A 14,649-nucleotide genomic window follows, 5' to 3' on the forward strand; every position below is an offset into this window, starting at 1 on the left:
TTCCTTATATAAAACGCAAAAAGCCACACTACTAAATATTGGAAATTTAAATAGAGGGTATTTTTTAGTATTCTTGCTTTCTGACATACTTCCTTTTTATTTTTTTACACTTAACCCCTGTATTTAAAAATTTAATTAGTTATTTAACTTCACAACAATCTATTTGTACAAATAGTTGCCCGCCCCAATTGATAGCCATCTACATATCTATATAAAGAAAACTCGCCGACTGACGATCCTTTTAGGTGGAGTCAGAGGCGCAGTTGCACTTATACTTAACTCCAAAAATTGGCAAAAAAGTCGATTAAGATTCCCTGCTGCCAATTTATAATTTTTAACGTAAAAGAATATGTATCACAATCAGTTGGCGGTGAAGATTAAAAATGGATTTATCAGAGAAAGTTAGAGCTGAAATTGATAGTCTAGTAGATAAAATTAAATTAGATCAAAGTGATGATGGATCATGGAGATATTGTTTCGAAAGTGGTCCTATGACAGATGCCTATATGATTATTATTTTAAGAACGATTGAATGTCATGATGAAGAATTAATTAAGAAACTAGTAAATCGTTTATTAATAAAGCAAGACTCAAGTGGGGCTTGGAAGCTTTTTGATGATGACTCAGGTAATTTATCAGTAACTGTTGAGGCTTACACTGCACTATTATTCTCGAATTATATAGAGATTTCTGATGAAAAAATGAAGAAAGCAGAAGCGTTCATTCGTCAAAATGGGGGATTGGAAAGCGTACACATCTCCACAAAATTTATGCTTGCTTTACATGAATTGTATCCATGGCCTAGGTTTTTTCCAGTTCCTCTCCTTTTAATGAATTTGCCAAAGTTTTTTCCTTTGTCCTTCTTTAAATTTAGTTCTTATGTTCGATTCCACTTTGCCCCACTTTTAATATTGGGACATAAAAAGTTTACGATTAAAAATAAATGGACGCCTACAATACAACATTTGTTTACAAACAATAAGTTCAAAGAGATTAGTAAAAAGCGGAAATTCGCAAATATTAAAATGCCTTTTACTAAATCATTATCCAAAGTGGCTATTAAAAAGGCCGAACAATATATTCTTCAAAATATTGAAGGAGATGGGACTTTATCTAGTTATGCCAGCGCAACTTTTATTGGAATTTATGCCCTTCTTTCATTAGGCTATCAAGTTACTTCCCCTATAATTCAAAATGCTGTTTTAGGTATAAAATCTTTCCTATTTGAATTAGAAGATTCCCTTCATATCCAAAATTCCCCTTCGACAATATGGGATACAGCACTTACTAGTTACGCATTGCAGGAAGCAGGTGTGCCAATAAATGATAAAGCAATCGCGTCCGCTTCTAACTTCTTAGTCTCTCTCCAACATACAGTAGTTCAGAAAGATCATAGGATTTGTTTAGGAGGATGGGGATTTTCCGACAGCAATACCCAAAATCCAGATGTAGATGATACGCAAGCAGTCTTAAGAGCGACAACTGCTATCTCTTTAATAGAAGACGATTATCGAAAATCTTGGAACGCTGGAGTGAGATGGTTACTTGATATGCAAAATAAAGACGGCGGATGGGCGTCATTTGAAAAAAACAGTAGCAAATACTTAAAGTTCATCTTCCCTATCCAAAATTTCGTTGATACTGCAGTTGATCCATCTACAGCAGATTTGACTGGTCGAACAATCGAATTTCTAGGATCCAAATTAAAGTTAAATATGGTTCATCCAAGAATTGAAGATGGAGTTAATTGGTTAATCAATCATCAACACGAGGATGGTTCCTGGTACGGCCGCTGGGGAATTTCTTATATTTATGGAACGTGGGCCGCTATTACTGGTATGAAAGCAGTTGGTATCCCCTCAAGCCACCCAAGTATTCAAAAAGCTAACGACTGGCTACTTACTATAAAAAAGGATGATGGTGGATGGGGTGAGTCTTGTAAAAGCGACATAGAAAGAAAGTATATCCCTCTTTCTTATTCGACAATTGTTCATACATCATGGGCTGTCGATACACTCATTTCGATCAACGATTATCCTACTAGTGAAATTGATGATGGAATAGCAAACATTTTGAACTGGTTAAAGACCCATGATAAGCGATTGACCTATCCAACAGGTGGAGGATTACCAGGTCATTTTTATATAAATTATCATAGCTATCGTTATATTTGGCCCTTATTGACTTTAAGTCATTATCTAAAAAAATATGAGACAAGTGACTAATTTGCGATATCTAGTTAAACGCCTCGTCCTTATTTTCTTTGACGGCATATAATACATTGTTGAAAAAATATTTGTGTGTATGTCATTTTAGTTAATGGTTTAAACAATAAAGGAGTGGCTTTATGGGAAATCTTGACCCAAGCTTAATGAGAGAATTTTGTGGTAAAGTTTGTGATCCTCGCAAGTTTCCACGTATTTATAGTATTCTTCGTTCATATCGCAAAAATGATTTAAAAAGCCGAGAAGGCGCATGTCATATGATTGACCGACTATCGGATTGCTGCAGTGTATCCATAACTGAGGAACAACGTGAAAACGCGGCTCAATGGCTAATGAATTGTAACGTAAACCCACAAGATCCTGATCACCAAAAAGAAATGTGGAATATGATAAAAAGCAGTAGAAGACGTTCTTGGTTTTAATTAATTGCAGACAGTAATTTTTATATTTTTTTAAATAAATGGCCTATAAGATTCCTCTTTTGAATTATTTGTAAGAAGGATTTTATAGACCTTTTTGTTTGTGGGATTTTATACAAAAATAGGGGAATACAATAGTTGTATTGCCCCTTACAACCGACCGTGTATAAAATTATGCATAGCTAGATAAAACACATAAAATCCTGTCCCTTGCTGCATAGGTTTGGCTTTTCGTTTACTTCCGTTAAGAAACAGAATGTAAAATAAATTGGTACACATTATACACCCAAAAACACGTCTTCTAGTAATTGTTTTTCAATTTTTATTTCAAAAACTTTAACTTGATTAGCTGATAATTGTTCAACTAATTTAGGGATAGTCTCTTCCTTGTCCAATTCTAAAATTGTGAAATCTTGTTGCTGTTTAATATAACGTATTGAAGATTTATTAAGAGAATCTAATACACTTAGCAAGGATTGGGAAGTAAGGACTGGTATAGTTCGAATAGCTAATTGAATAGATTTATTAGTATTATTTTTCAATTCATCAATTGTACCTAGTTTCACGATTTTTCCTTCATTCATTATAGCTACTCTGTCGCATATTTTTTCGATTTCATTTAAATTATGAGAAGTCAAAAATACGGTTTTACCTAACTCTTTCAAATTTAGTATTAAACGTTGGATGTCAATACTAGATTCCGGATCAAGCCCTGAAGTAGGTTCATCTAAAAATATAAGCTCTGGATCCCCTAATAACGATTTATCTTATAACTGGTCTCTACATAACTCATCATATTATCGATTTGAAAAACTACCACTTACAATTAAATTATATAAAAAAGAGAGTGCCCCGTAAAAGTCACCCTTTTGAGACACCCTATTCTTTATCAAAAATTCCTTAACCAAGCCCACGAACCGATAATCCGCCATCACTAGAAATGACTTCACCAGTGATCGCACGTGACTGGTCAGATGCTAAAAGTACATATGCTGCAACGTGATCTTCAGGCATTTGTGCTAGTTGAAGTGGATTTCTTCTTTTTATATTACTTGCTTTTGTATCATTATCGACGGATTTAGTGAAAGTACGTAAAGGTGGGATGACAGTTAGTGCTGTTAAAGTCCCTCCTGGCGCTACTGCATTTACACGTATATTTGGTGCTAATTCAAAAGCAAGCTGACGCATTAATCCGATTTGAGCATGCTTACTAGCCGTGTACCAAACTCCACCGCCGTCTGGGTAGAAGCTTGCACCAGATACAGTAAAAATAATATTCCCATTTGTTTTTTGTAATTCCTCTAAAGCTGCTTTTGCACCAAAAAATGATCCTTTTACGTTTATATTTAAAAGGTAATCATATGCATCTGATAGCGCATCGGGTGTCACATCAGCAAATTTTGCAAAGCCATCGAAAACGCCTGCATTCGCAATAAATACATCTAGTTTACCAAACTGTTCAACAGTCGCTTTTACAGCTCGCTCATTGTCTTCGTATTTGCTTACGTCACCTTGAATGATAAGGAGATTGTCATGTAATTCTTCTTTCATTTGATCTAGTGTTTCAAGTGATCGACCTATAATACTTACCTTTGCCCCCTCTTGAACGAATCGTCTTGTAACGGCTGCTCCTATTCCAGATGCTCCTCCCGTAATTAACACTACTTTATCTTTTAATAACATCACTTAGCCTCCTTTTTCTTCTATTAAACAAAGATTGCAAGATTTCTAGTATTAATTGTTGTTTGGTCTACAATAAATACTCTCCTGGAAAGCTTCCACTTCCCATCTTCATATGTAAACTCGTCATGACGTTCTCCAGAAATTAGATCATGGTGAATATCTGTGCTACGACTACGATAGATCAGTAAATAACTATTAACTACTGCCTTCTCTTCTTGAACTAGCTCCTTTACGCTAACATTGCTTACAAAACGGCGTGTTCTTGAAGGAGGAATTTCAGCCCACGCATAGTCAGTTTTCAATCGATCTACTCGAAGCTTTAATAATTCAATATCATCATTAAAAGTAAACATTTCAGTAGAATAGTCTGGGCGTTCAGTTCCTTCTTTATTTACGCGTACAGGCATTTGATAGATTAAATTCGAATGCATTAAACTAAACCAATCATCAAATTCAATATCATCAAGTAATTTTGCTTCATCAATTAACCACTGTTCAAATTCTAATTTTGCTAATAACTTTTCAACATTCATTTTTCTTCCTCCTTCCATTGTTACTTTGTCATTAATTCAAGCCAGTATTGATAAAAATTGCGCTGACTCGCTTCTGTAAATTTATCATCATAAGCTACCCCAGGTCCGATAAAATCGACAGGGTCACGATGTAGTCCCATTGTGTAGTTATAAGTTAAATTCTTTTGAAATGGCATTGGGCCTTGAGCTGCTTCCGTTATGTCTGTGAACACTTCAGTATCATCCTGTTCAAAAATACCAGATGGACTAAACGTTAAGATAAAGGAATCTCTTGATCGATTCTTCCATTCCTGAGAAGCATTCTTTTCTACTAGCATCCATGCAATTACTTCCATTTTATTGTGACTAATTGGTCTCCACATTCTAATTGAAGTATTCGAAATTAATTCGCCCTTAATTTTTGTGTGAGATATTAAAAATGACATATTCGGAAAAGCATTTCCAATCATATTTTTTAAGTTTGATAGAACTTCATATTGTTCTTCTGACAAGTTACTTTTATACTCATCTTTCAATTCTTCAGGGAAAGCAAAGTCTGGGTTTGGAGTTCCAAGGTTTAATCCGTGTCCGTTTTCAGTGTGAATTTGAAAACCGCGCTTCGAATATGTTGCGTTTGGGACCATGCCTAATTTTGCAATTGAACCGTGAGTAACCATCGTATGGTATGAATCACCTACGAAATTATCAGAACCGACCTTCCAGTTTGATTTAACAATAAAACGTTGCGGAGCTCCAATTACTTCCATCTCAGCACGCCCTACTACGATATCTAAATACCACTTAAAATCGCCGAGAAACTCTTCAAGAGGCTCTGCATTTTCGTTCCAATTTCCGAATAAAAGTCCTTTATATGATTCTAGCTTCACTTGGTGAAGACCCATTTTTGCCCGGTCAAGTCTCTCACCATAAATATCTTTTTGAAGCGGTACTCCAACAAGTTCACCAGTATTTTTAAAGTTAAATCCGTGATATGGACATGTAAATAAAGTCTTGTTTCCTTTATCAGCACGGCACAGCTTCATGCCACGATGTGTACACATATTGTAAAATGCATTGATTTCTCCCATACTTTCGCGCGAGATAATGATTGAATATCCTGCAAGCTCACGAGTCATAAAATCCCCTGGACTTGGAATTTCAGATTCATGTCCAAGAAAAACCCATGTTTTTAAAAATACTTTTTCATGTTCTAATTCGTAAACGGATTTATCTCCTAGAAGATATGCAGGAATGACTCCTTCATCTGGTTTAACGGTTTCGTTTAAGTAATTTACTAGTTGCTCTTTTGATAATTCATCTAAAGTTTTTTCTGTTTTAATCATGCACAGCACTCTCCTTTCATATTTTGACTCTCTACCCAACTTGTACATATTTATCTTTGTTTTGTAACTTTGCCAAAACGCTTAACGCCGCTAAATAACTTGTTTTAGGATTATTTGGCATTGGATCATTTTCAATCTCAAGTTTAAGTTTTCCGAACTCACCAGATGCTTCAATCAAATGACTATTTTTTATCGCAATTGGATCAGCAATAATTTTCACTTTCGTATTGTTAGCACCAAGTCCAGCTAAGGATAATACTATTGCCACATTAATATTTCTTGGATATAACTTAATTGCTTCAGCCGCAGAGCCTTCAAACAAAATTGTTTCTTTTTCTAATACTTCTTTCGATAATGCTCCAGGTGGTTTTCTAGTTGTAATTGAAACAGTTTCTAGACCATTCACAGCTTTTGCTGACTTTAAAATATCCAATCCACCGATTGCTCCTGAAGGTAAGAAAATATTTACACCATTTCTTGTACAAACTTCTCGAATCTCTTCTTCAAAAGCGGAATCAGCCATGACCCCAATACTGCTTAACAATAAGTCTTTTCCACCTTCAAGAACTTTTATAGCGTACTCCCTTGCAGCTTCAACTGTTGCAGCTTCAATGACTAAATCTATATCAGAAAGAAGCAACGCCTCTACATTTTGATAAGCTTCTGTTTCAAATTCTTTAGCAAATTGAGCGCCGGATTCTTCGGAACGTGTATAAATTGAAACAATCTTCCCACCTGGTAACATTCCATCTTTATTAATTGCTTGAAGAAGAAATTGACCAATATTCCCACAGCCAATTAGACCTAGTTTCATGTTTATTCACCATCCTTAATTTGCAAATCCGTATGAATCTGCAAAGAATTCCAATCCACAATGTCTCGTTTCCCTTGAAACACCACTCTCTTTTAACCCTGGGAAATCCAATGCTAAATCACTAAAGATGGTATGGTTATTATGAAAAACTGCACCTGCTTCTAATCGATCTGCCATTTCAACTGCTAATTCCTCGTTTTCAGTCCAAACAGAGGCCCTTAAGCCAAATTCACTATCATTTGCTAGTTTGATAACTTCGTCAATAGTTGAAAAAGGTAGAATAGGAATTACTGGTCCAAATTGTTCTACACGAACGATCTCACTTTGCTGGTCAACACCTGTTACGATTGTTGGTAAAATGTAGTATCCTTGATCCCACATTTCAGGATTCAGTTGAATTCCAGCTGTTATCACATTTGCACCTGCTTTTTCCGTACGCTCGATCAATCCATTAACATAGTCATACTGAGCTTTATTATTTAATGGGCCCATTGTTACATCAGGTTGAATACCATCACCTACAACAATACGCTCAAATTCTTTCTTTAGTTTTTTTACTAATTCAACATATCTAGATTCATGTACATATACGCGCTTAATAGCCGAACATACTTGGCCAGCCGCTTTTAAAATACTCATTCTTAATCGTTTAATAGCTTCTTCATCTAAGTTTGCATCCTCTAAAATAATCGCCGGGTCATTCCCACCAAGCTCCATATATACTTTTTGAAGATTACCAGAAGACTTTTTCATAATATCTTTACCTGTTTGTGTACTTCCGACAAAAGCAATTGTACGAACTCGTGAATCGGAACAAAGCTTGTCACCAATCATTTTTCCTGAACCTGTTACAATATTAATTACACCAGGTGGAAAATGTTCAGCCACTACTTTTAAACAAGCCATAATAGTAAGTGGACAATTTGTCGCAGGTTTTACGACAACAGTATTCCCTGCTAAAACAGCAGGAATCACTCGCTTAAATGTTAAAATCATAGGCGAATTCCAAGGAGTAATTACTGCAGTAACCCCTCTGGCTCTTCTTCTTACTTGAACTTTTTGATTTCCAGGAAGTAATTCTGGATTCCACCATTTAAGTAGTTCATCTGCTCCACCATTCATTACTTCAACACAGCGTAATAAGTCTTTTTTAGCTTCTACTAGCGTTTTGCCATTTTCACGAACAAATAATGAAACATGTTCTTCAATGATTTTAGAAAGTTCCTGCGCTGCTGCCTTCATTCTTTCTACACGATCCTGAATCTCACTTTGCGACCAAAGTTTATATGCATTCGCTGCTGCATTAATTGCTTCGTTTACAATTTCCTCAGTACATAATGCAACTTTGCCGATTACTTCCGACTTATTTGCAGGATTAATAATATTTGATATTTCATTACTTTCTTTCCATTCACCATTTATGAGATATCTTCCTGATACAACTGGATATGTCGAAATCATATTGAATCTCCTTTATAATTTTTTGGGCTTAAAGCTTTCAGCTGCTCCTGGAGGTCCACCAAAAGGTTTTGCCATCGGTCCAACTGCTTCCATATCTACAACGATCATTGTTGGCTTTCTTCTTTCAGATGCCTTCTTTAGTTCATTAACAAATTCGTCTCCTGAGCCGATACGTGCTGCTTCAAAATGCATTGACTCAGCTAGTTTTACAAAATCAGGACTTAATAAATTCACTGCTACTTGGCGACCGTATGCCGCTTCTTGAATATTACGAAGAACCCCATAGCCTGAATCATCAAATAACACAACAATAATAGGAAGATTTTCTTCAGCTGCGGTCACCATTTCCCCAACATTAACCATAAACCCACCGTCTCCAGCCATTAATACGACCGTTTGATGAGGGCAACCCAATTGAGCTCCTATAGCTGTTGGAAGACCCTGACCGATCCCGCCACCGGATGCGTGAATAGATGTTCTCGGTTCATAAATGTCGAATATTCTACTACCCCAGACATTTGCTTGTACTGTCACATCTCGAACTAAAATCGTATCTCTTGGTAAATTCTCTCTCATTCCATCTACAAATTGTTCAAACGGACCAAGTGTTTTACGAAGTTGTCCTCGCACTTCATTTCTTAATGAACGTACTTCTTCTATATAAGAAGGTAAAACCGAAATAGACTTTTCATCGATTTTATTTATTAGAGCTGATAAAATATCTTTTGCATCTCCGACTAACCCAACTGTTGCTTTATAATTACGATTAATTGCATTAAAATCTGCATCAATCGAAATATGTTCTTCTGGAACAGGGACTTTCCAGTTAGAAGTTTCATTTCCTCTGAAGCGTACACCTACACTAATCAGTAAATCTGCATTTCTCAAAAACTCTTTCGTCGACTCATTGGCTGCAAAATGCCCTATACATTGCTCATGATTTTCTGGTATCGAACCCTTTCCAGATTGACTAGTAATGACAGCAGCTCCAAGAATTTCTGCTAAATTTGTTAACTCCTTTGAGGCATTTGCAGAAATAACACCGCCACCAGCCCAAATAACTGGACGATGTGCTTCTAAAATTTTTGATATTGCGATTTCTGGTATAACGGCAGTAATTTGCGGTTTAAAAACATCTACCTGTACTTTATCGATTGAAACGTCCTCGATAATTGCTGATTGAAAATCGATCGGAATTTCTAAACTAACTGGTCCTGTTGGAGCAGTTAATGCTTCTTCAATTGCTTTTCTTACTACACCAGCTGTTTGTTCTGGTCTTCTAAGTCTTACAGCATTTTTACAAGCACCGCTCATCATTGAAAGCTGGTCTTTGCATTCATGTATGTACCCTTTACCTGTACCAAGATAAGGTGATGCTACTTCTCCAGTCAGATGAAGTAGTGGAACTCCAGCTGCCCATGCTTCTACTAATGAACCAGCAGCGTTTCCAGCTCCTGTTCCTGTACTAGTAATAACAACACCTAATTTTCCCGTCGCACGTGCATAGCCATCTGCCATATTTACTGCTCCACTTTCGCCACGTGAACAGATTAGCTTTATACTTCCATCCCTTAAAATCGCGTCATAGATGGGCATATTGTGAATACTTACGATTCCAAAAGCGACTTCTACGCCTGCTTGAACTAACTCTTTTACGACGGCATCCGCAGTAGTAAATACGATCTCTTCTTGATTTTTCATCTTAGTATCCTACCTTTGTCTAATGATTTATTTAAAGTGCTTTACCGATTGCACCTGCAGTTTCAATTGTAGAACCGGCTACATAACTCGCTTTGTCTGAAGCAAGAAAAACAATAACACTAGCAACTTCTTCCGCTTCACCTACTCGACCTAGTGGAATATTTCTTTTTATCGCAAGATCTCTATAATATTCTTCGGGATCCATATCAGGAGCATTTTTCAATCTTCTTCGTTCCCATTGATCTGTCCGAATTAATCCAAGACTTACTGAATTTACTAAAATATTGTCGGATGCTAATTCTTGAGACAACGTTTTACTTAAATTTAAAAGTCCTGCACGTGTCGCTGCTGTTGCTACCATATGACGCTCAGGCTCTTTTGCTAAAGTTGCATTTATATTAATAATTCGGCCTCCTCCACTTTTTACTAAATAAGGATGAGCTGCACGAACTGCATAAATAATTGCGAAATACTTTAATTGGATTTGTTCCTGCCACTGTTCATCTGTAATATCGAAAAAATGCCCCATAACGCTTTGACCAGCTGCATTCACTAACGTATCAATCCCACCAAACTTTTCTGCTGTTTGTTGAATAAACGAGTTAACTTCCTCTTTTGATGTAACATCACAGGTAGATGCAAATAGATCTTCGCTTTTGCCATATGAGAGTAAATGATTTAATGCATTATCTGCACGCTCTTTGCTTCTTCCGCAAATTGCTACTTTAGCGCCTTCACCTAAAAATAATTCAGCCGTCTTCAGGCCAACACCAGAGGTGCCACCCATAATTACTGCTACTTTTCCTTTTAACCCAAGATCCATCCCGTCACCCCTTATTAAAGCTTTCATGTTTCTTGATACTTAAAGCTTTTTTTATTTAAAATTTTTAAAGTACTTTAACCGTTGTATCTACCCAGCCAGTATCAGGCTCTCCGCCCATAGCTTTACGAGCTTCTGGTTTTGGTGGACCAGCAATTCCCCATTGATCCATTAGATGTGGTACACGTTTCCAAACTCGCGCTCTCCATTCAGCCTCATCTTCAATTGTTTCAAGATAACAGGTGTATTCCATGACAAATCCACCGAGATCTTGAAAATAACAAAAGATATTATTACCAGGACCATGTCGACCTGGACCCCATAACTCACTTAATCCCGCTTTCCTTACATTACTAATGCCTCGCATCAATTCATCCACTGAATCAACCTCGTAAGCAATATGATTAACTGAAGAGTGTGCATCTTGGTTAAATGCAATCGAGTGATGTTTTCGATTACACCTTAAGAAGGACATTTGGTGCTCACTCCAATCTGTCACTTTGAATCCAAGCACATCTGTATAAAACTCCACGATCATATCTAAATCTTTTGTGTTCATTACTACATGGTTTAATTTCACTGGATCAACGTTTTTATTAGTCCAAATCGATGTTTGAACCTCTACCCAAGCAGAAAGTTCAATTACACGATTTTCTGGATCAACAAATCGAAGTCCATATCCTCCACCAGCTTCATCCAAATAACCTGGCTCTTCAACAATATGTACACCTTTTGAGCGTAAGATTTCCGCTGCACGATCTACTGCATTTTTATCGACCATTCCAAATGCAATATGATGCAAACCGCATTTATCACCGTTTCGAAGGCTTAGTATATGATGCTCTGGTCCTGCCCCTCGAAAATATGCAATATTGTCATCTGAAACATTTACACGATCTAAACCCCAAACTTTTTCGTAAAAGTTCACTTGTTCCTCAAAGTTTGGTGTGATCAAACTTATATGTCTTAAATGAGTAATTCCTAGCACCAACAATCCCTCCCAATCCATTTATATTAAGCGCTTTCTTTTTAACTCTATTGAAAAAGGCAGCTACAATTTAATCAAAATGTAGCTGACCCTTTTTCAAATTAACCTTTGATGATTGCTTCTCTTTCCTTAGCACGTTGTTTACGAAGTTCTTCAAGCGCGCTACCTTCTGGATAGGTTGGAAGGTTTGGTTTCACTGCGCCAAGCATAACTAACATACGTGCTTCAGTATCTCCATCATTTCTAATTCCTCGATGAACGCCAGGAGGAGAACTGATACAATCTCTAGCTTTTAATTTAATTTCATGTACTTCATCTTTACCAACTTCTTGAATTAAAGCAGTAACTTCTCCCTCAAGAATGAAAAATACTTCTTCTACATCATCGTGTAGATGTAAAGGTCCGATACAACCAGGAGGTAGAACCATTGTACTTAATGTAAAATGTTCTGCTGTAATTACATTTGAATCATTATTCGCTGTCGCACCACGTCCAATATAACGCATTTGAGCACGCTTATATCTAGGATCAATTTCCTCTTGAAACTTTAAAACATTCCAATCTAGCGTACGGTCTTCTAAGCGAGCCACGTATTTTTTTTCAAATTCTGTAACTGAAAAAGTTTCATTTGTCATTTTTAAAATCCTCCCTGTATTGTTGTTCTTTTTAAACAAAATGTTTTGTATCGAACACTTTTTTGTGTTTTATATACAAAACAGTGTTTTATCTATAAAATAATTCTAGGATGGATTATTCTTTGTGTCAACATTGTTTTTAGAAAATTTTGATATGTCATAAAAGTTAAATATAAAAAATTACTGTATTTCCAAGGTTTATAACTTGTTTTTTTTGAAAAAAAATATGGATTCCCTTAGTTTGGGAACCCATATTTTTAACTTGAACTATTTTACCTGAGTTGAAACTCTGCCATTGAAGCCCATATAGTTTGATAGCAAAACAGAGACATCTAGAAGTTTAGGCAATGCAACTTTATTCATGAAATCTTCTTGATAAGATAATTCAGTCGCTACGATATTCAGTGCCGCCAATACCTTTCCTGTTCTACCGTAAATAGGTGCAGCGATCGAATGAATACCTTGATGAAATTCTCCGCTAGTCATAGAGTATCCATTTTGACGTATTTTTTCTAATTGATCCATAAACTCTCCAGGCGTCGTTAACGTTTTATCTGTATAAGGTGTTAAATTTGTAACTTGGAACAGTTGCATAAGACTTTCCTTTGGCTCGTATGCAAGAAGTAGCTTTCCATTTGCAGTTGCATGAGCTGGTAGTCTTAACCCAATATTGACATTGACTGCTGATACCCCTCTAACCGGAGCACTCCCTACATAAACTACTTCATGTCCATCTAAAATTGACAAATGACAAGAAGCACCTATTTCATCACGTAATGATTCCATATAAGGTTGTGCAATTTCAGGTATTTTCAAGCTATTTATATAACTAAAACCTAATTCAAGAACCTTTGGGGTTAACGAATATTGTTTCGTATTTTCATCCTGTGTTAAGTATCCAATCGACTGCAGTGTATAAAGTAATCGATAAGGTACTGTCCTGCTTACCCCTAACTTTTTTGCAATCTCAGAAAGTGACAAACTAGGATGTTCCTCATTAAAAAGCTTAATAATTTCTAACCCTCTAACTAAAGAATTGGCGCTATATTTTTCTTTTTCTACATTATCCATCGAGCAAACCTCTCCTAATACATAGATTCAATTCTATTTTTGACTTATCGTTTGTTTCTTTAAAAAGTTTAACACGGATTGATTAAATATTTTAGGATCTTCTTGATAGCATAAATGCCCTGTATTTGGAACGATAACAAATTCTGAATTTGGAATTAACTCGTGAAATATTTGTGATTCACTTACTGGCGTCACTTGATCTAACTCTCCGCACATGACAAGTGTTGGAACAGATATTGAAGACAGAATCTCCATTTGGTTTAAGTTTGATAAAGAGTAGGAAACAGAACGGTAACCAGATAGACGTACTTGTGACATTATACGTTCAGCCTCTTTTATAACCTCAGCCGATGCATTTGGCGCAAGTAATGCTTTAACTCTTTTTCTGGCTAGTTCACTCGGATGTAAATTTTCAATGGAGTTTAATCTGTTTTGAAGTTTTTTCTCGTTTTCTTCTCTACTTAATCCAGCTGCTCCACGTGTTGCATCTGAAATAATTAACGCATCAACCATATACGGAAAACGGTTTGTAAAATCAATTGCAATTGCCGATCCCATTGAATGCCCTAGTAAATAGATTGAATCTAGCCCTAGACTATCCAAAAACTCTTTAAGAACATTAGCAAACTCGGAAAATTCACGGAACTCCTCTTGTAAATCGGAACTCCCACCATAACCTGGAGCATCCCAAACAATTACTCTATACTGTTCCTTCAATTCACTTAATTGATGCTTCCATGACTGAGAATTATTTCCTAAGCCATGTAAAATTACAAGGGCTTGTCCTTCACCTGATTCTTGATAATGAATCGATAATCCTTTTAAATGACTAATTGGCATCCGCATTACCTCCACTTTATTTTCTATATTCAAAACCTAAAACACAATGTTTTATATAAAAAACATGTTTTTTTTAACTTGAATTATAGATTTGTCAGAATTTATTGTCAATAACTCTAATTTTTCAATGAATAGAT

Annotated in this window: 14 protein-coding genes; 2 read left to right on the plus strand and 12 right to left on the minus strand. The window is 36.1% G+C overall.

The window, feature by feature from the left end:
• The first annotated feature begins 383 nt into the window (after window positions 1-383).
• Both AB1282_RS04110 and AB1282_RS04115 read left to right on the plus strand, forming a co-directional pair.
• Window positions 384-2,225 carry a terpene cyclase/mutase family protein gene (locus tag AB1282_RS04110; protein WP_429898541.1) on the plus strand — a complete coding sequence of 614 codons (1,842 nt, stop codon included), beginning with the start codon at window positions 384-386 and terminating at the stop codon, window positions 2,223-2,225.
• 122 nt (window positions 2,226-2,347) lie between these two features.
• Window positions 2,348-2,647, plus strand: a complete 300-nt coding sequence (locus tag AB1282_RS04115; RefSeq protein ID WP_056474613.1) for a hypothetical protein — start codon at window positions 2,348-2,350, stop codon at window positions 2,645-2,647.
• A 275-nt stretch (window positions 2,648-2,922) separates the two neighbouring features.
• On the opposite strand, the gene AB1282_RS04120 is transcribed toward AB1282_RS04115, so the two are convergent.
• From AB1282_RS04120 to AB1282_RS04175, 12 genes are all read right to left on the minus strand, one after another.
• A complete protein-coding gene (locus tag AB1282_RS04120) occupies window positions 2,923-3,210 on the minus strand; it encodes a hypothetical protein (protein ID WP_429898543.1) in 288 nt (95 codons plus the stop codon).
• A 334-nt stretch (window positions 3,211-3,544) separates the two neighbouring features.
• Window positions 3,545-4,327 carry an SDR family NAD(P)-dependent oxidoreductase gene (locus tag AB1282_RS04125; RefSeq protein WP_429898545.1) on the minus strand — a complete coding sequence of 261 codons (783 nt, stop codon included), beginning with the start codon at window positions 4,325-4,327 and terminating at the stop codon, window positions 3,545-3,547.
• A gap of 23 nt (window positions 4,328-4,350) precedes the next feature.
• Window positions 4,351-4,860, minus strand: coding sequence for an aromatic-ring-hydroxylating dioxygenase subunit beta (locus AB1282_RS04130; RefSeq protein ID WP_056474622.1), 510 nt, complete (start codon window positions 4,858-4,860; stop codon window positions 4,351-4,353).
• A 20-nt stretch (window positions 4,861-4,880) separates the two neighbouring features.
• Window positions 4,881-6,182 (minus strand): aromatic ring-hydroxylating oxygenase subunit alpha, encoded by a 1,302-nt coding sequence (locus AB1282_RS04135; protein ID WP_056474625.1) that lies wholly within the window; start codon window positions 6,180-6,182, stop codon window positions 4,881-4,883.
• Between the two features lie 31 nt (window positions 6,183-6,213).
• On the minus strand, window positions 6,214-6,996 hold the full coding sequence (nadX, locus tag AB1282_RS04140; RefSeq protein WP_429898547.1) for an aspartate dehydrogenase: 783 nt from the start codon (window positions 6,994-6,996) through the stop codon (window positions 6,214-6,216).
• A 15-nt stretch (window positions 6,997-7,011) separates the two neighbouring features.
• Window positions 7,012-8,457, minus strand: a complete 1,446-nt coding sequence (locus tag AB1282_RS04145; RefSeq protein ID WP_056474631.1) for an aldehyde dehydrogenase family protein — start codon at window positions 8,455-8,457, stop codon at window positions 7,012-7,014.
• 12 nt (window positions 8,458-8,469) lie between these two features.
• Window positions 8,470-10,158 (minus strand): thiamine pyrophosphate-binding protein, encoded by a 1,689-nt coding sequence (locus AB1282_RS04150; protein ID WP_056474634.1) that lies wholly within the window; start codon window positions 10,156-10,158, stop codon window positions 8,470-8,472.
• A 31-nt stretch (window positions 10,159-10,189) separates the two neighbouring features.
• On the minus strand, window positions 10,190-10,981 hold the full coding sequence (locus AB1282_RS04155; RefSeq protein ID WP_056474635.1) for an SDR family oxidoreductase: 792 nt from the start codon (window positions 10,979-10,981) through the stop codon (window positions 10,190-10,192).
• 64 nt (window positions 10,982-11,045) lie between these two features.
• On the minus strand, window positions 11,046-11,966 hold the full coding sequence (locus AB1282_RS04160; RefSeq protein WP_429898549.1) for a VOC family protein: 921 nt from the start codon (window positions 11,964-11,966) through the stop codon (window positions 11,046-11,048).
• A gap of 101 nt (window positions 11,967-12,067) precedes the next feature.
• Window positions 12,068-12,601 carry a cupin domain-containing protein gene (locus AB1282_RS04165; protein WP_429898550.1) on the minus strand — a complete coding sequence of 178 codons (534 nt, stop codon included), beginning with the start codon at window positions 12,599-12,601 and terminating at the stop codon, window positions 12,068-12,070.
• Window positions 12,602-12,868: 267 nt separating this feature from the next.
• Window positions 12,869-13,672 (minus strand): IclR family transcriptional regulator, encoded by an 804-nt coding sequence (locus AB1282_RS04170; protein ID WP_056474642.1) that lies wholly within the window; start codon window positions 13,670-13,672, stop codon window positions 12,869-12,871.
• A gap of 33 nt (window positions 13,673-13,705) precedes the next feature.
• Window positions 13,706-14,512: an alpha/beta fold hydrolase gene (locus AB1282_RS04175; protein ID WP_429898552.1), complete on the minus strand. Its 807-nt coding sequence runs from the start codon at window positions 14,510-14,512 to the stop codon at window positions 13,706-13,708.
• Window positions 14,513-14,649: the final 137 nt, after the last annotated feature.

It is taken from the genome of Gottfriedia sp. S16(2024), assembly GCF_050473765.1.
Lineage (GTDB): Bacteria > Bacillota > Bacilli > Bacillales > Bacillaceae_G > Gottfriedia.